Consider the following 16,989-nt stretch of genomic DNA (forward strand, 5'->3'; position numbering starts at 1 on the left):
AGGGCGTGACCGCGAGCGCTACGGACCAGAAGCCCACACTGTTGCTCTTGGACGGCAATTCGCTGGCGTTTCGGGCCTTCTACGCGCTGCCCGCCGAGAACTTCAAAACCAAGAACGGGCTGACCACCAACGCGGTGTACGGCTTCACCGCCATGCTGATCAACCTGCTGCGTGACGAGCAGCCCACCCATGTGGCCGCCGCGTTCGACGTGTCCCGGCAGACCTTCCGCAAGGAGAAGTACCCGGAGTACAAGGAAGGCCGCTCGGCCACCCCCGACGAGTTCCGCGGCCAGATCGAGATCACCAAGGAAGTGCTGGTGGCGCTCGGCATCACGGTGCTGGCCGAACCCGGCTTCGAGGCCGACGACATCATCGCCACCCTGGCCACCCAGGCCGAGCAGGAGGCCTACCGGGTGCTGGTGGTCACCGGCGACCGCGACGCGCTGCAGCTCGTCAGCCCGGACGTGACCGTGCTCTACCCGCGTAAGGGGGTCAGCGATCTGACCCGCTTCACCCCGGAGGCGGTGGTGGAGAAGTACGGGCTGACCCCGGTGCAGTATCCCGACTTCGCGGCGCTGCGCGGTGACCCGAGCGACAACCTGCCCGGCATTCCGGGGGTGGGCGAGAAGACCGCGGCCAAGTGGATCGTCGAATACGGCTCGCTGCAGGGTCTGGTCGACCAGGTCGATTCGGTACGCGGCAAGGTCGGCGACGCGTTGCGCGCGAACCTGTCCAGCGTCATCCTCAACCGGGATCTCACCGAGCTGGTGAAAGAAGTCCCGCTGGCGCAGACCCCGGACACACTGCGGCTGCAGCCCTGGGACCGCGACCAGATCCATCGGCTGTTCGACGACCTGGAGTTCCGGGTGCTGCGTGATCGGCTGTTCGACACGCTGGCCGCCGTCGAACCCGAGGTTGACGAGGGCTTCGAGGTCCGGGGCGGGGCACTGGAACCGGGCACGGTCGCGGCCTGGCTGGCCGAACACGCCGCGAGTGGTGCCCGCTCCGGTCTGGCAGTGGTCGGCACCCACCAGGTTTACGACGGCGACGCCACCGCGCTGGCGATCGCAAGCGCCGACGGTGAGGGCGCCTACATCGACACCACCAAGCTCACGCCCGAGGATGAGGCAGCCCTGGGCGCCTGGCTGGCCGACGTCGACGCGCCGAAGGTGTTGCACGAAGCCAAGATCGCGATGCACGACCTGGCCGGGCGGGGTTGGCAGCTGGCCGGCGTGACCTCCGATACCGCGCTGGCGGCCTACCTGGTGCGTCCTGGGCAGCGCAGCTTCGCCCTCGACGACCTGTCGCTGCGTTACCTGCGCCGCGAGCTGCGCGCCGACAACCCTGAGCAGCAACAGCTTTCGCTGCTCGACGACAGCGAAGGCGTGGACGACCAGGCGGTGCAGACGGTGATCCTGCGGGCCCGCGCCGTCGCGGACCTGGCCGACGCGCTGGACGAGGAGCTGGACCGCATCGACTCGTCGTCGCTGTTGGGCCAGATGGAGCTGCCGGTGCAGGCGGTGCTGGCCGGGATGGAGACCGCCGGGATCGCGGTGGATCTGGACAAACTCGACACCCTGCAACGGGAATTCGGTGAGCAGATCCGGGTGGCCGCCGACGCGGCCTACGAGGTGATCGGCAAGCAGATCAACCTCGGCTCGCCCAAGCAGCTGCAGGTGGTGTTGTTCGACGAGCTCGGCATGCCGAAGACGAAGCGGACGAAGACCGGCTACACCACCGATGCCGACGCCTTGCAGTCCCTCTTCGACAAGACGGCGCATCCGTTCCTGGAGCACCTGTTGGCCCACCGCGACGCCACCCGGCTCAAGGTCACCGTCGACGGGTTGCTGAAATCGGTGGCCGCCGACGGGCGGATCCACACCACGTTCAACCAGACCATCGCGGCGACCGGCAGGCTCTCGTCCACCGAGCCGAACCTGCAGAACATCCCGATCCGCACCGACGCCGGCCGGCAGATCCGCGACACGTTCATCGTGGGCAGCGGATACGCCGAACTGATGACGGCCGACTACAGCCAGATCGAAATGCGGATCATGGCCCATCTGTCCGGTGATGAAGGCCTACTGGACGCTTTCAACACCGGGGAGGACCTGCACTCCTTTGTCGCCTCGCGCGCCTTCGACGTGCCGATCGACGAGGTCACCCCGGAGCTGCGGCGCCGGGTCAAGGCCATGTCCTACGGACTGGCCTATGGCTTGAGCGCCTACGGCTTGTCCGCTCAGCTGAAGATCAGCACCGAAGAGGCGAAGGTTCAGATGGACCAGTATTTCGCCCGATTCGGCGGCATCCGCGACTACCTGCGCGACATCGTCGACCAGGCCCGCAAGGACGGCTACACCTCGACCGTGTTGGGCCGGCGCCGCTACCTGCCCGAGCTGGACAGCAGCAACCGGCAGCTCCGGGAAGCCGCCGAGCGGGCCGCCCTCAACGCACCGATCCAGGGCAGCGCCGCCGACATCATCAAGGTGGCGATGATCCGGGTGGACGAGGCGTTGCGCACCACCGAGCTCAAGTCGCGGATGCTGCTGCAGGTGCACGACGAGTTGCTTCTGGAAGTCGCCGAGGGGGAGCGCGACGCCGTCGAGCAGCTGGTCCGCGACAACATGGGTGGCGCCTACCCGCTCGACGTGCCGCTGGAGGTCTCGGTCGGCTACGGCCGCAGCTGGGATGCCGCCGCGCACTGATCCGCGTCGCTGGGCGCCGGGCAGATGTGCAGTTCGCGCGGTCCGGTGGGCAACCGCCAGTGGAAGGTGATGGCAGCCAGCCGCAACAACGTGGCCAGCAGAGAGCCGACCGCCACCCCTGCCCACTGGGAACCGACCGAGTCGATCAGGACGTAGACGACGGCACCCAGCATCGCGGGCGCGGCGTACATATCGTCGGGACCCATCACCATCGGAACCTCTCGGGCCACGATGTCGCGCATGATGGTTCCGGCGATCGCCGAGATCATGCCCAGCAATGCTGCGGCGAAGTAGCTGGCACCGTGGTCGACCGATATCGCCGCGCCGGTGGTCGCGAAGAACCCCATTCCGATGGCGTCAAGAACCAGAACGAGCTGGCTGAGCTTGATGACCAGCTTGGCGAACACCGTGGTCAGCACGGCGGCCACGAAGCACACCGTGATCGGTGCCCAGCGCTGCAGCGATACCGGCGGGAACACGCCCAGCAGGACGTCGCGCAGCAGATTTCCGCCGATACCGGTCAACACGGCGGAAACCGCGATGCCGAACAGGTCGAAGCCCTTGCGGACCCCGACCACCGCGCCGGACGTGGCCAGGACTGCGATCCCGGCATATTCCAGGATGTGCTGGATCATGCCCGCGAAGGTAAGAGGCGAAGTTGGGAACCCGCTGGCAAGCGGCCGGGACCCGACGCCTACTACTTCCTGTGACGTTCATGACAATTTGCTGTATGTCGCGTAGCGTGTGCGGAAACGACGTGAGCGTGCGCGGAACCGGGGGGTTTCATGTCGATGGTGGGGTGGCAGGCGCGCGCCTGTGCGTTTGCGTTCATGGCCGGTATGTCGTGGGTCGGCTTGCAAACGGCCGGGGTCGCCGGCGCGGACACCGGCGATGCGGGCTCGGCGAGCAGTGGGGTGGCACGGCACGCCCCGGCAGCAGCGCGGGCGTCGACGAAGAGACCCCCGGCCACCGTCGCCCGCCGCCTTGACCGCGACCGCCCGGCCGCCTCGGCCAACCCGATCCAGGATGCGCTCGACCACGTGTCGCTGCTGGTCCGGCGAACCTTCTTCAACAAGGCCCCAACAGTCCATCCGGTTCAGCTCACCGGCCAGCACGACGGAGTGATCACCGGCACGGTCGGCGCGGTCGATCCCGAAGGCGACCGCATCACCTACGCGCTGGGGGCACCACCGGTCGACGGCAAGGTGGTGATCGGTTCGGACGGCACCTTCACCTATACGCCCGGGCCGCTTTTCACCGGCGCCGACGCATTCACGGTCAAGGCAACCGACACGGGTCCGCACATCAACCTGCTGAATCTCTTTCGCGCGCCCAGCACCACCGCCACGGTCGGCGTCCTCCAGGACTTCACGCCATGCACGGTGTGCATCCACGTCACCTTCAGCTACGGCGCCGGGGCCGAACTGCTGAGCGACGAAACCCGGTCGGCGCTGCAGGCGGCAGCGCACATGTTGGCGTTCTACATCTCGGTCGCCGCCCCGGTGAACCTCACCTACACCGTCATTGCGGACGCCACGGGCGGCGACAAACCGCTGGCGACGGCGCAGAGCGACTTCTATGACCCCACCGAGGGCTTCAACGAGTTCGTGGTCCAGCACAAAGTGCTCACCGGAGTGGACGGCAACGGTGACGCCGCCGACGGTCAGATCTGGTGGAACGCCGCCGCCGAGCTGTCCTATTACGACCCGGTCCCGGTGGCGCTGCACGAACTGGTGCACACGTTGGGCTTCGCGTCCTCGGCGATCGACCAGGACCCCTACTGGACGACGTATGACAGCTTCATCGTCACCAGCGACGGGGTGCATCCGATTTCGAGTGACGGCCAGTGGAACAGTGACTACACCCCGAACCTGACCGGGGGGAACGGCGGTCTCTATCTCGGCGGAACCCACGCGGTCGCCGCATACGGGGGACTGGTCCCGATCTACACCCCGGCGACCGTCAGCAGCGGGGCGTCGCTCTCGCACCTGGACGGCTTCGGTCCCGGGCTGACAAACCTGGTCATGAGCGTGCCGGCCACCGAACATCCGCGATCGCTCAGCGCAGTCGAACTCGGAATTCTCGAAGACCTTGGCTACACCGTGAAGTGGGGGATGTGATGGCGGGAAACACCTGGCAGGCCCGGGTCGGCGCGGCGGCGTTCATGGCCGGTCTGTCATGGGTCGGATTGCAGACGGCCGGGGTCGCCGGCGCCGAAACCGACAGTGCGCCTTCATCGTCGGTCTCGGCGAGCCACGCCAAGCCGGCCAGTAGCGTCGGGCGGCATGCGCCGTCGGCGGCGCGGGCGTCGGCCAGGAAACCGGCGGCGGTCAGCCGTCCGGTCGAGCGGGTCCGGCCGCCGGCGGTGGCCACGTCACCGCGCCGACCGGCTGCCTCGGCGAATCCGATCCAGGACCTGTTCGACCAGGTGTCGCTGCTGGTTCGGCGGACGTTCTTCAACAAGCCGCCGACAGTCAAGCCGATCCAGATCACCGGCGAGCACGACGGCGTGATCACCGGCACCGTCGGTGCGGTCGATCCCGAGGGAGACGTCATCAAGTACAAGGTGCTGCCGGCAGGCAAAGACTTCGACAATCAGGGCCAGTTGGTCGACCGGGGGCCGCTGTACGGGACCGTCGAGGTCGCCTCCGACGGGACGTTCACCTACACCCCGGGACCGAATTTCACCGGGACCGACAGCTTCGCGGTGCTCGCGACCGACGTCGGGCCGCACATCAACCTGCTGGATCTGTTCCGGCCGGCGAGTACCCAGGCCGCCGTGGAGGTCAACCAGTATCCGATTGGGACGCCTCTCCTGCGGTTCTCGTTCGCCTACGATCCGCAGTCGGAGTCGTGGTGGACTCCCGATGCGCGTGCCGCCTTGCAGGCAGCCGCGAATGTGCTGGCCGCTGGGATCGTGGTAACCAGCGCCCGCCCGGTGACCATCACCTACTACGTCACCGTCAACAGCGCCCCCGACGACAACCACCTGGCCACCGGCGGAAGCCCGCGATTTCAGACCGTAGGCGAGGTGTTCACGCCGGTGGTGGTCCAGAAGAAGATCCTGACCGGAATCGACCAGAACGGCTCTTCGGCAGACGGCACGATCTGGTTCAACTCCGCGTACGCCTGGTCGTTCGACGGCACACCCACAAGCGCCGAGCACGACTTCGAATCGGTTGCCCTGCACGAGTTGGTGCATACGCTGGGCTTCACCTCGACCCTGGGGTCACAGATATCGGCAGGCTCCAGGACGGTGATGGACAACTTCATCGTCGACAGCACGGGGGAGCACATGTTCGCCAGTGATGGCACCTGGGTCAAGGGCGGCTACGGCTATTTCGACGGCCCGAACGCGGTTGCCGCCAACGGCGGATTGGTTGCGTTGGCCAATGACGGCAGTCATTTGGACAGCTTCGACTTCCCGACATCGGTGATGAGCCCCGGCATCAGCGCCGGGGCCCGCCGGATCCAGCTCAGCTCGATCGAATGGGGGATCCTCCAAGACCTCGGCTACACCATCGCCACCGCCGCCACCGTCGCCGTCTAACCGACCGGCGGCCGGCACCCGTTCAGCCAGTGCAGTACCGGCCCGGCGGCAGCGCGCGCCGCGACCACGCCGTCGACCTCCAGCTGCTGCAAGGCGAACACCCGCGGGTCGCCGAATCCGCGGTCGATGCGGTCCCGGACGAACGCCAGCTCGACGACCTGGATCGCAAACTTCTTGACCCCGCGGGCCGCCGGGCGCCCGCCGAACCGGGCCGCCGTGGCGACCACCTGCTTGCGGGTACGGATCGAGCCCAGCCAACCGGCCTCGGCCGGAGTGACGAGACCAGCCGCGACCATGCCCGGCAGTTTTTCGGCGACGATCCGTTGCTCTCGGCGCCGGCTGCGGACGGCCAGCGTGATCGCCAGGGCGAACACCGGCATCATCCAGACCACGTACAGCCCGAAGTAGGCGCCCGGGCCCAGCAGCGCCGAACCGTTCCACAACCCGTGCATGATCACCGCGCCGAGGTAGCCGAGCAGCACGCAGCCAGCCTTGGCGAGCCAATTGCGTTGGTGCAGGGCGAAATACACGCCCAGTGCGGTGAAGGTGGTGAACAGGGGGTGGGCAAACGGGCCCATCACCAGCCGCATCCCCGCGGTCACCAGCGAATCCGCCAGGGACGCACCGTCGGCGATGTAGAAGATGTCCTCCAGCCAGGCGAACCCGACCGCCGTCACCCCCGCATACACCAGGCAGTCGGTCAGCGAATTCAGTTCGGTGCGGCGCGCACCGGTCATCATCAGCAGCAGGAACAGCCCCTTGGCGGCCTCCTCGATCACCGGAGCGCCCAGTGCCACCGTGATCGGACTGGACTCCGCGCCGCCGGTGTTGACCGCTGCGTCGACGACCATCTCCAGCGCCACCGACACCACGACCGCCACCGACGCGCCCCACAGGAAGGCCAGCACCAGCAGCCGCGGCGGCTCGGGCTCCCAGCGGTCCAGCCACAGGTAGGCCAGCAGCACCAGGGCCATCGCGGCGGTGGACAGGATGAAGCCGATTGTGGTGCCCACCGGGTTCACCGCGGTCAGCAGGATCAGGATGAGCGCCGCTAGGGTGCCGAGGGCGATGATCAGCGCCAGCGGGGCTCCGACCTTGCGGATCTGGCGCGGGAACGGCGGCATCACTGGGCTGTTCACCCCTGCAGATTAGCCACCCACAGCGGCCTCACAGACCCGGGTTTGTCCAGCGTGTGCCTGGTCGAGTAGGCTCGGTAAGTACCTGTGTGCACTTTGCGGGTACACCATCGCAGTCACATCAGTACAAACTGTCCCTACGATCGAACCTGTCCGGAGCAACCCAACAATATGCCAAGTCCCGTCGCCACCTCGCCGCAAGTAGCCCTCAATGACATCGGCTCAGCGGAGGATTTTCTCGCCGCCATCGACAAGACCATCAAATACTTCAACGATGGCGACATCGTCGAAGGGACCATCGTCAAGGTTGACCGTGACGAAGTCTTGCTCGACATCGGCTACAAGACCGAGGGTGTCATTCCCTCCCGCGAACTTTCCATCAAGCACGACGTCGACCCCAATGAGGTTGTGTCCGTCGGCGACGAGGTGGAAGCCCTGGTCCTCACCAAGGAGGACAAAGAGGGCCGCCTGATCCTGTCCAAGAAGCGCGCCCAGTACGAGCGCGCCTGGGGCACCATCGAGGCCCTCAAGGAGAAGGACGAGGCCGTCAAGGGCACCGTCATCGAGGTCGTCAAGGGCGGCCTGATCCTCGACATCGGCCTGCGCGGCTTCCTGCCCGCGTCGCTGGTCGAGATGCGCCGGGTCCGCGATCTGCAGCCGTACATCGGCAAGGAGATCGAGGCCAAGATCATCGAGCTGGACAAGAACCGCAACAACGTGGTGCTGTCGCGGCGCGCGTGGCTGGAGCAGACCCAGTCCGAGGTGCGCAGCGAGTTCCTCAACCAGCTGCAGAAGGGCGCCATCCGCAAGGGTGTGGTGTCCTCGATCGTCAACTTCGGCGCGTTCGTCGACCTCGGTGGGGTCGACGGCCTGGTGCACGTCTCCGAGCTGTCCTGGAAGCACATCGATCACCCGTCCGAGGTCGTCGCGGTGGGCGACGAGGTCACCGTCGAGGTCCTCGACGTCGACATGGACCGCGAGCGGGTTTCGCTGTCGCTCAAGGCGACTCAGGAAGATCCGTGGCGTCACTTCGCCCGCACCCACGCGATCGGTCAGATCGTGCCGGGCAAGGTCACCAAGCTGGTGCCGTTCGGTGCGTTCGTCCGTGTCGAGGAGGGCATCGAAGGTCTGGTGCACATCTCCGAGCTGGCCGAGCGCCACGTCGAGGTCCCGGACCAGGTGGTCCAGGTCGGCGACGACGCCATGGTCAAGGTCATCGACATCGACCTGGAGCGCCGCCGCATCTCGCTGAGCCTCAAGCAGGCCAACGAGGACTACACCGAGGAGTTCGACCCCAGCAAGTACGGCATGGCCGACAGCTACGACGATGCGGGTAACTACATCTTCCCGGAGGGCTTCGACGCCGAGACCAACGAATGGCTCGAAGGCTTCGACAAGCAGCGCACCGAGTGGGAGGCCCGCTACGCCGAGGCCGAGCGCCGGCACAAGATGCACACCGCGCAGATGGAGAAGTTCGCCAAGGCCGAGGCCGAGGCGGCCGAGCGTCCCGCGGCCAACGGCTCGTCTTCGTCGTCGAGCTCGGGTGAGTCGGCCGGCGGTTCGCTGGCCAGTGACGCCCAGCTCGCGGCTCTGCGCGAGAAGCTGGCGGGCAACGCCTAACTAGATCCACGATCGACGCCCCGGCTCACCCGAGCCGGGGCGTTCGTCGTCGTGGCGGCCTGAAAGACTGGTGCCGTGCTGCGTATAGGACTCACCGGCGGTATCGGCGCCGGAAAGTCGACGGTGTCCGCGACCTTCTCCGAATGTGGCGGCATCGTCGTCGACGGGGACGTGATCGCCCGTGAGGTCGTCGAGCCGGGTACCGAGGGCCTGGCCAAACTTGTCGACGCGTTCGGCTCGCAGATCCTGCTGCCCGAGGGCGCGCTGGACCGGCCCGCGCTGGCCGCGATCGCCTTCAGCGACGAGGACAAGCGGCAGACCCTCAACGGCATCGTGCATCCGCTGGTGGCGCATCGGCGATCCGAGCTGATCGCCGCGGCTGCTGAGGACGCGGTGATCGTCGAGGACATCCCATTGCTGGTCGAGTCGCAGATGGCGCCGATGTTCCCGCTGGTGGTGATCGTGCACGCCGATCCCGAGGAGCGGGTCGCGCGGCTGATCGAATACCGCGGGTTCAGCGAGGCCGACGCCAGGGCGCGGATCGCCGCACAGGCCACCGACGAGCAGCGCCGGTTGGTCGCCGATGTCTGGCTGGACAACTCCGGTTCCCCCGGGCAGCTCGTCGAGCAGGCCCGCGAGTTGTGGTATCAGCGCATCCTGCCGTTCGCCCACAATCTCACCACCGGCGCCGTCGTCCCGGCGCCGAGGCAGGTGGTGGCGGCAGACCCCGCCTGGGCCGACGAGGCTCGCCGAATCCTGGCTCGGCTCAACACAACCTGCGGGCATCGGGCCGTGCGGATCGACCACATCGGATCGACGGCGGTGCCCGGGATGGATGCCAAGGACGTCATCGACGTCCAGGTGACGGTGACCTCGCTGGAGGTCGCCGACCAGCTCGCGGCGGATCTGCTGCGCGCCGGCTACCCGCGGGTCGATTCGATCACCTCCGACGTGCCCAAGCCCGGCACCGATACCGCGTTGTGGGGCAAGCGCTTTCATGCCTCGGCGGATCCTGGCCGGCCTACCCACGTGCACATCAGGGTGGACGGCTGGCCCAATCAGCGCTTCGCGCTGCTGTTCGTGGACTGGTTGACGGCGAACCCCGAGGTGCAGGCCGACTATCTGGCGGTCAAACGGTCGGCACCGAGCAAGGAGCCGTGGTTCCTCGACGCCTACCGTCGGGCGTGGACCTGGGCCGACACGACCGGCTGGAAGGCCTAGCGGCGCTCCAGGATCAGCAACGGGATCTCACGTGATGTGTTGCGCTGGTAGCCCGCATAGCCCTTGTAAGCCTTGACAACCCGCGGCCACAGCGCGGCTCGTTCTTGGCTGCCTGCGCTTCTGGCGTGCATCGGAAGCGTCGCGCCGTCGACAGTCACCGTGACATCCGGGTTGGCCATCGCGTTCTTGTACCAGTCCGGGTGGTCCTGATGCCCGCCCTTGGACGCCACGACGACGATGCGGTCGGCGTCGTGCACCGGCGAGGTCAGCAGGTTCGCGTACGGCTTACCCGACTTGCGGCCGACGGTGTGCAATTCGACTGTCAGCATCCCCATCACGGTGCGCGGGTAGCGGCCACCGGTGAGGGTGAGCAGCAGGCGGTGGCCGTTCTCCAGCAGCCACGCACTGAGCTCGGCGACGCGATCCGGCTTGTGCACGACGGCTAGCTCGCCGGCTCCGGCGCAGGCGCGGGCGTGGACACCGGGTCGGGGGTGTCCAGGGGTGCGCCGCATTGCAACGTGCCGTACAGCGGGTCGTCCTTGGGGCGGAACAGCCTCGGTGCGATGAACTGGTCGGCCTGCGCCACGATCTGGTCGTCGGACAGGATCTCGCAGTGCAGGTTCGATCCGTACGGCCACTGGATGGAGATCTCCATGCCCGCCTTCTTGGGATCGTGCAGCACGGTGTTGACCTCGAAGGTCATCCCCGGCAGCAGCGTCGGCTGGTCGCTGTTGACGTTGTTGTCGTCGATCTTGTAGGCCACCACGGCGCCGCGTGAGGTGCCGTCGGCCCTGGCTCGGTAGGTGATGTTGTGCAGCAGCTGGGGGTTGGCGTCATCGGCGGCCGCGGGGGTCGGCGGCGGCGGAGCCGGCTCCGGATCGGCCAGCGCGGTGGCCGACGTTAACTGAGAACCCACGGCCAGGATGGCCGCGGCGGTGATCCTCAGCCATCCGCGCTTGATGGGACTCATAGGTAGGCAGACTACTCGTTCGGTACTCCCGTGCCGATACGTTGCCCGTCGGGGACGGCCTCAAGCCAGGTCAGCGGCATCCCGCAGGCCGCCAGCCAGGCGGTGAGGTCGTGATCGTGGCGGGCCAGCCCCTCGACGGCGACGACGGCGCGCTGCACTGCGCGTTCGGCGGTCTCGGCGCTGACCAGGCCGTCCCGGTGGGCGGCGAGCAGTTCGTCGACATCGAGCAGGTCGGCCCGGTCGCCGGTGTACACCACCAGGTCGAGATAGTGATCCTCGGTCTGCCAGGTGGTGTCGCCGGCCGTGATGTCACCGACGTCGAGATAGAAGTCCTGGGGGCGTTCGTGGCCGGGATTGAAGTGGAAGATCGTGGCCCGCAGGCCCAGCGACGGCAACAGCCAGGACTCGAGGTAGTGGAACTGCGCCCGGCCCGGCGTGGGGCGGGCCAGATACAGCCCCCAGGGCGTGCGACGGTATTCGTCGACCGCCCGCACGATCCCCTTGGGATCGGTGTTGGTGCGTGCGACCAGGTCGAATGTCTCGCGCTTGGGTGGGTGGATGCGCATAGCTTAAAGCGAACGGCGGTTGTCGGTGCCCCGGCCTACCCTGAACTCCATGGCATTCGCTACCGAACATCCGGTGCTCGCGCACTCGGAGTACCGCCCTGCCGCCGATGCCATCCATGGTCTGGTACGCAGCGGCGCCGAGTTCCAGGTGGTCAGCGAGTACGAGCCGGCCGGTGACCAGCCCGCGGCGATCAACGAGCTGGAGCGCCGGATCCGGGCGGGGGAGCGCGACGTGGTGCTGCTCGGTGCGACCGGCACCGGCAAGTCGGCCACCACCGCATGGCTCATCGAACGGCTGCAGCGGCCCACCCTGGTGATGGCCCCCAACAAGACGCTGGCCGCCCAGCTGGCCAACGAGCTGCGAGAGATGTTGCCGCACAACGCCGTCGAGTATTTCGTCTCGTATTACGACTATTACCAGCCCGAGGCGTACATCGCCCAGACGGACACCTACATCGAGAAAGACAGCTCGATCAACGACGATGTGGAGCGGTTGCGCCACTCGGCGACGTCGAGCCTGTTGTCGCGCCGCGACGTCGTCGTGGTGGCGTCGGTGTCGTGCATCTACGGTCTGGGCACCCCGCAGTCCTACCTCGACCGGTCGGTCGAACTCGAGGTCGGGACCGAGGTGCCGCGCGACGGACTGCTGCGGCTGCTGGTGGACGTGCAGTACACCCGCAACGACATGTCGTTCACCCGAGGCTCGTTCCGGGTCCGCGGCGACACCGTGGAGATCATCCCGTCCTACGAGGAGCTGGCCGTCCGCATCGAGTATTTCGGCGACGAGATCGAGGCCCTCTACTACCTGCACCCGCTGACCGGCGACGTCGTGCGCAAGGTCGATTCGCTACGGATCTTCCCGGCCACCCACTACGTGGCAGGCCCGGAGCGGATGGCGCACGCCATCTCCACCATCGAGGAGGAGTTGGCGCAGCGACTGGCCGAACTGGAGAACCAGGGCAAGCTCCTGGAGGCGCAACGGCTGCGGATGCGGACCAACTACGACATCGAGATGATGCGCCAGGTCGGCTTCTGCTCGGGGATCGAGAACTACTCCCGGCATATCGACGGCCGGCCGGCCGGTTCGGCGCCCGCCACCCTGCTGGACTACTTTCCCGAAGACTTCCTGCTGGTCATCGACGAATCGCACGTCACCGTCCCGCAGATCGGCGGGATGTACGAGGGCGACATGTCCCGCAAACGCAATCTCGTGGAATTCGGCTTCCGGCTGCCCTCGGCCGTCGACAACCGGCCGCTGACCTGGGAGGAGTTCGCCGACCGAATCGGCCAGACGGTGTACCTCTCGGCCACCCCGGGGCCGTATGAGCTCAGCCAGACCAGCGGCGAGTTCGTCGAACAGGTCATCCGCCCGACCGGTCTGGTCGACCCGAAGGTGGTCGTCAAACCCACCAAGGGCCAGATCGACGACCTGATCGCCGAGATCCGCGCGCGCACCGAGCGTGACGAGCGGGTACTGGTCACGACGCTGACCAAGAAGATGGCCGAGGACCTCACCGACTACCTGCTGGAGATGGGCATCCGGGTGCGCTACCTGCACTCCGAGGTCGACACCCTGCGCCGGGTGGAGCTGCTGCGGCAGTTGCGGCTGGGCGACTACGACGTACTGGTCGGCATCAACCTGCTGCGCGAGGGTCTGGACCTGCCCGAGGTCTCGCTGGTGTCGATCCTCGACGCCGACAAAGAGGGCTTCCTGCGCTCGACCCGCAGCCTGATCCAGACCATCGGCCGGGCCGCGCGCAACGTGTCCGGCGAAGTGCACATGTACGCCGACAAGCTCACCGACTCGATGAAGGAAGCCATCGACGAGACCGAGCGCCGGCGGGCCAAGCAAATCGCCTACAACGAAGAGCACGGCATCGACCCCCAGCCGCTGCGCAAGAAGATCGCCGACATCCTTGACCAGGTGTACCGCGAGGCCGACGACACCGAGTCGGTGGAGATCGGCGGCTCCGGGCGCAACTCGTCACGCGGGCGGCGCGCACAGGGCGAGCCGGGCCGGGCGGTGAGCGCGGGCATCATCGAGGGCCGCGACACCTCGAACATGCCGCGGGCCGAATTGGCGGATCTGATCAAGGATTTGACCGCCCAGATGATGGCCGCAGCCCGCGACCTGCAGTTCGAGCTGGCCGCGCGGATCCGCGATGAGATCGCCGATCTGAAGAAGGAACTGCGCGGCATGGACGCCGCGGGCCTCAAGTAGCGGGCGCGCTTGAGCTGAACCGAGGTTGAGCCTCTACGGTGATGCCATGACCGAGACCACGGCATCGGCGGCGGGCAGTTGGCGTGAACTGTTGGGCCGCGACTACCTCGGTGCCGCCGTCGTGCTGGCCGGCGGCGTGGCCATCTACGCCACCAACGAGTTCATCACCATCAGCCTGCTGCCCAGCGCCGTCGCCGACATCGGTGGTGAACGGCTCTATGCGTGGGTGACGACGGTCTATCTGGTCGCCTCGGTGATGGCGGCGACGACGGTCGGGCCGATCCTGACCCGGTTCGGCCCGCGGCGGGCATACCTGGGTGCGTTGCTGTCCTTCGCCGCGGGCAGTGCGCTGTGCAGCCTGGCGCCGACGATGCCACTGCTTCTGGTCGGCCGAGTGGTCCAGGGGCTGGCCGGTGGGGTGCTGGCCGGGCTGGGGTACGCGGTGATCAGCGCGGCGTTGCCCGACCGGCTATGGACCCGTGCCTCCGCGGTGGTGTCGGCGATGTGGGGGATCGGAACCATGGTGGGCCCGGCCACCGGTGGGCTGTTCGCCCAATTCGGTTTCTGGCGTGGTGGATTCGGACTCCTGGCTGTTCTCGCGATGGCGATGAGCCTGTTGGTCCCGCTGGCGCTGCCCGCCCGCGCGGAGCGCGATGATGCAGCGGTGCGAACCCGGATTCCGCTGCGCTCGTTGCTGTTACTCGGGATGGCGGCGCTCGCCGTCAGTGTGGCGGTGATCCCGCACAATGTTGCCGCCATCGCCGGGCTGCTGGCGGTCGGGGTGATGCTGGTCGCGGTGTTCATCGTGGTCGACCGCCGGGTCCCGGCGGCGGTGCTGCCGCGCAAGGCTTTCGGCCCCGGACCACTGAAATGGATCTACCTGACCCTGGGCCTGCTGATGGCGGCCACCATGGTGGACATGTACGTGCCGCTGTTCGGGCAGCGGTTGGGTGCGCTGGCACCGGTGGTGGCCGGCTTCCTCGGCGCCGCGCTGTCGGTGGGCTGGACGGTCGGCGAGATCGCGAGCGCGTCGATCACCAACGTCAAGGCCACGGTGCGGGTGGTGGCGATCGCCCCGCTGGTGATGGCGGTGGGGTTGGGCTTGGCCGCTGTCACACAACGGGATTCGGCCTCGATCGGAATCGTGGTGCTGTGGGCGCTGGCGCTGGTGATCACCGGGTCGGGCATCGGCATGGCCTGGCCGCATTTGTCGGCATGGGCGATGGGCTCGGTCGTCGACGATCCGCCGCAGCAGGCGGTTGCGGCCGCAGCGATCAACACCGTCCAGTTGATGTGCGGCGCCTTCGGGGCCGGCCTGGCCGGTGTGGTGGTGAACCTGCGGGCCACGCCGGACGCGACGGCCAGTGCGCTGATGTTCGGCGTGTTCGCGGCGCTGGCGGCCGTCGGCTGCGTGGCGTCCTACCGCTCCGGTCGCGGGCGCGCGGATTAGTCATTCGTCCTTCTCGTCGAGCCTGCGCACTCCGGTGACACCGTCGATACCGGCCACCGTGGTCGGTGCGCGCCGAATTTGGTTGCCGGACAACGTCAGCAGCACGCCGCCGTCGGGGTCGCTGCTCAGCTCGGTCAGGCTCCACTGGTGCTTGTCGCAGGCGGCGAGGATGCGGCTGAGTACGCCGTGCTCGGCCTCGTAGGTGATGCGCAGCCGCACCGACCCGGCCAGCCGCGCGGTGAGGCGTTTGCTGAGCGGGCTGAAGCCCAGCACGATCACGAAGTGCAGGATCGTGACGACGATCGCGAGCTTGACCAAGCCGGCCGCGGCGGCCATCCCGATGGCCGCGCATTCCCAGATGGCCGCCGCGGTCGTCAGTCCGTGCACCGCGCCCTGGCGGGTGATGATCAGCCCAGCCCCGAGGAAGCCGATTCCGGACACGATCTGAGCGGCGACTCGCGACGGGTCCACCTCGACGGTGCCAGCGGACAGCACGTCGAAGAAACCGTATTTGCTGACGATCAGGATCAAGGCCGACGCCGTGCCGACGATCGCCTGGGTGCGCAGGCCTGCGCTCTTGCCGTGGACCTCGCGCTCCAGGCCGATCAGGGCCGTCAAGCCGAAAGCGATCAGCAGCTCGAGGATCTGCCGGGTGCCCTGTCCGGGACCGCCGAGCAACGGGGGGTCGGCCAACCAGGTCTGCATATCGTCACGGTAGGCGCCGCGGGCGCGGTCCGGTCAGCAATCACGCTGAGTCAAACTGTCGGCACCGCGCCCGGCCACCGGCAGAGTCAGGAGCTGATACGCGGGTGTGGCTGAGTGGCTAGGCACCGGCCTGCAAAGCCGTTCACACGGGTTCGAATCCCGTCACTCGCTCGCAGATCAAAGCGCACTTCAGCGCGTCTTTGCACAGGCAAATTGTCGCCCGGGTAACCGCATCAACACTGCTTCGCAACAGTTCGGTAACCGCCAGAATGGCCCCGCCGTCCCCGTACTTACACGTCTGTAGTTTGCCCTTCAGGCCTCTCACAGAAACGGGGAAATGATGTCACGGACCAGCTCTCGCGTGGCGGCGGTCACCGCCATGGCGACTGCGGGGTTTTTCTGGACGGCTCCACTGTTCAGCCCCCGTGCGGTTGCCGATGTCGGCAGCCCCGGAATTCCGTGCATGGGCATCATCCACCAGGGCCTCACCTCGCCGCCTGATCTGTCGCAGGGCATCCCAGGCACGTCGAACTCGATCTTCACCAACAATCCGCCCACCACCGGTGGCCCGATTCCGCCCGCGACCGTGCCGGGCAGCATCCGAGTGCCACCGGCGAGTGTCCCCGGCTCGCCGGGAGCGCCAGGTACCGGTGGGGTGACCGTCCCGCCGGCGTCTGTCCCTGGCGCTCCCGGCACCACCGTCACCCGCAACATCCCGACTCCGCCCGCCGCCGTTCCCGGGACCCCGCCCGGCGGTGGTGGTGGAAGTATTCCGACTCCGCCCGCCGCCGTTCCGGGGACTCCGCCCGGCGGTGGTGGTGGAAGTATTCCGACTCCGCCCGCCG

General features: G+C 67.5%; 13 protein-coding genes, 1 tRNA gene and 1 pseudogene. 9 read left to right on the forward strand and 6 right to left on the reverse strand.

The window, feature by feature from the left end; genetic code table 11:
* The first annotated feature begins 5 nt into the window (after positions 1 to 5).
* Positions 6 to 2,705 (forward strand): DNA polymerase I, encoded by a 2,700-nt coding sequence (gene polA / locus MSZK_RS00950; protein ID WP_099243902.1) that lies wholly within the window; start codon positions 6 to 8, stop codon positions 2,703 to 2,705.
* On the opposite strand, the gene MSZK_RS00955 is transcribed toward polA, so the two are convergent.
* Positions 2,672 to 3,340 (reverse strand): trimeric intracellular cation channel family protein, encoded by a 669-nt coding sequence (locus MSZK_RS00955; protein WP_099243904.1) that lies wholly within the window; start codon positions 3,338 to 3,340, stop codon positions 2,672 to 2,674. The two genes, polA and MSZK_RS00955, sit on opposite strands and share 34 nt — an antisense overlap.
* A gap of 150 nt (positions 3,341 to 3,490) precedes the next feature.
* Between MSZK_RS00955 and MSZK_RS00960 the strand changes: the two genes are divergently transcribed.
* Both MSZK_RS00960 and MSZK_RS00965 read left to right on the forward strand, forming a co-directional pair.
* Positions 3,491 to 4,825 (forward strand): Ig-like domain-containing protein, encoded by a 1,335-nt coding sequence (locus MSZK_RS00960; protein ID WP_099243906.1) that lies wholly within the window; start codon positions 3,491 to 3,493, stop codon positions 4,823 to 4,825.
* Positions 4,825 to 6,255: an Ig-like domain-containing protein gene (locus MSZK_RS00965; RefSeq protein ID WP_099243908.1), complete on the forward strand. Its 1,431-nt coding sequence runs from the start codon at positions 4,825 to 4,827 to the stop codon at positions 6,253 to 6,255. Before MSZK_RS00960 ends, MSZK_RS00965 begins: the two co-directional genes overlap by 1 nt.
* On the opposite strand, the gene MSZK_RS00970 is transcribed toward MSZK_RS00965, so the two are convergent.
* Positions 6,252 to 7,379 (reverse strand): PrsW family intramembrane metalloprotease, encoded by a 1,128-nt coding sequence (locus tag MSZK_RS00970; RefSeq protein WP_099243936.1) that lies wholly within the window; start codon positions 7,377 to 7,379, stop codon positions 6,252 to 6,254. The genes MSZK_RS00965 and MSZK_RS00970 overlap by 4 nt on opposite strands.
* A 183-nt stretch (positions 7,380 to 7,562) precedes the next feature.
* Between MSZK_RS00970 and rpsA the strand changes: the two genes are divergently transcribed.
* Together rpsA and coaE are read left to right on the forward strand one after the other, a co-directional pair.
* A complete protein-coding gene (gene rpsA / locus MSZK_RS00975; RefSeq protein ID WP_099243910.1) occupies positions 7,563 to 9,011 on the forward strand; it encodes a 30S ribosomal protein S1 in 1,449 nt (482 codons plus the stop codon).
* Positions 9,012 to 9,086: 75 nt separating this feature from the next.
* Positions 9,087 to 10,232: a dephospho-CoA kinase gene (gene coaE / locus MSZK_RS00980; RefSeq protein ID WP_099243912.1), complete on the forward strand. Its 1,146-nt coding sequence runs from the start codon at positions 9,087 to 9,089 to the stop codon at positions 10,230 to 10,232.
* Here coaE and MSZK_RS00985 read toward each other — a convergent pair.
* Genes MSZK_RS00985 through MSZK_RS00995 form a run of 3 tightly spaced genes read right to left on the reverse strand, consistent with a single transcriptional unit; the run spans position 10,229 to position 11,762 of the window.
* A complete protein-coding gene (locus tag MSZK_RS00985; RefSeq protein ID WP_233211058.1) occupies positions 10,229 to 10,669 on the reverse strand; it encodes a nitroreductase/quinone reductase family protein in 441 nt (146 codons plus the stop codon). The two genes, coaE and MSZK_RS00985, sit on opposite strands and share 4 nt — an antisense overlap.
* Before the next feature lie 5 nt (positions 10,670 to 10,674).
* Positions 10,675 to 11,202 carry a hypothetical protein gene (locus MSZK_RS00990; protein ID WP_099243916.1) on the reverse strand — a complete coding sequence of 176 codons (528 nt, stop codon included), beginning with the start codon at positions 11,200 to 11,202 and terminating at the stop codon, positions 10,675 to 10,677.
* An 11-nt stretch (positions 11,203 to 11,213) separates the two neighbouring features.
* Positions 11,214 to 11,762: a DUF402 domain-containing protein gene (locus tag MSZK_RS00995; RefSeq protein WP_199203146.1), complete on the reverse strand. Its 549-nt coding sequence runs from the start codon at positions 11,760 to 11,762 to the stop codon at positions 11,214 to 11,216.
* A gap of 55 nt (positions 11,763 to 11,817) precedes the next feature.
* Between MSZK_RS00995 and uvrB the strand changes: the two genes are divergently transcribed.
* Together uvrB and MSZK_RS01005 are read left to right on the forward strand one after the other, a co-directional pair.
* Positions 11,818 to 13,989, forward strand: a complete 2,172-nt coding sequence (uvrB, locus tag MSZK_RS01000) for an excinuclease ABC subunit UvrB (RefSeq protein ID WP_099243920.1) — start codon at positions 11,818 to 11,820, stop codon at positions 13,987 to 13,989.
* Between the two features lie 46 nt (positions 13,990 to 14,035).
* The gene (locus MSZK_RS01005; RefSeq protein ID WP_099243922.1) at positions 14,036 to 15,439 is read left to right on the forward strand and encodes an MFS transporter; all 1,404 of its coding nucleotides are present in this window, start codon (positions 14,036 to 14,038) and stop codon (positions 15,437 to 15,439) included.
* Here MSZK_RS01005 and MSZK_RS01010 read toward each other — a convergent pair whose 3' ends face one another.
* Positions 15,440 to 16,144, reverse strand: coding sequence for an MgtC/SapB family protein (locus MSZK_RS01010; protein WP_099243924.1), 705 nt, complete (start codon positions 16,142 to 16,144; stop codon positions 15,440 to 15,442).
* Between the two features lie 100 nt (positions 16,145 to 16,244).
* Here MSZK_RS01010 and MSZK_RS01015 point away from each other — a divergent pair.
* Together MSZK_RS01015 and MSZK_RS32765 are read left to right on the forward strand one after the other, a co-directional pair.
* Positions 16,245 to 16,315, forward strand: a tRNA-Cys gene (locus MSZK_RS01015).
* 169 nt (positions 16,316 to 16,484) lie between these two features.
* Positions 16,485 to 16,989 (forward strand): annotated as a pseudogene (locus MSZK_RS32765) (hypothetical protein); the annotation flags it as partial.

Origin of the sequence: Mycobacterium sp. shizuoka-1 (genome assembly GCF_002723835.1) — a bacterium.
GTDB lineage: Bacteria > Actinomycetota > Actinomycetes > Mycobacteriales > Mycobacteriaceae > Mycobacterium.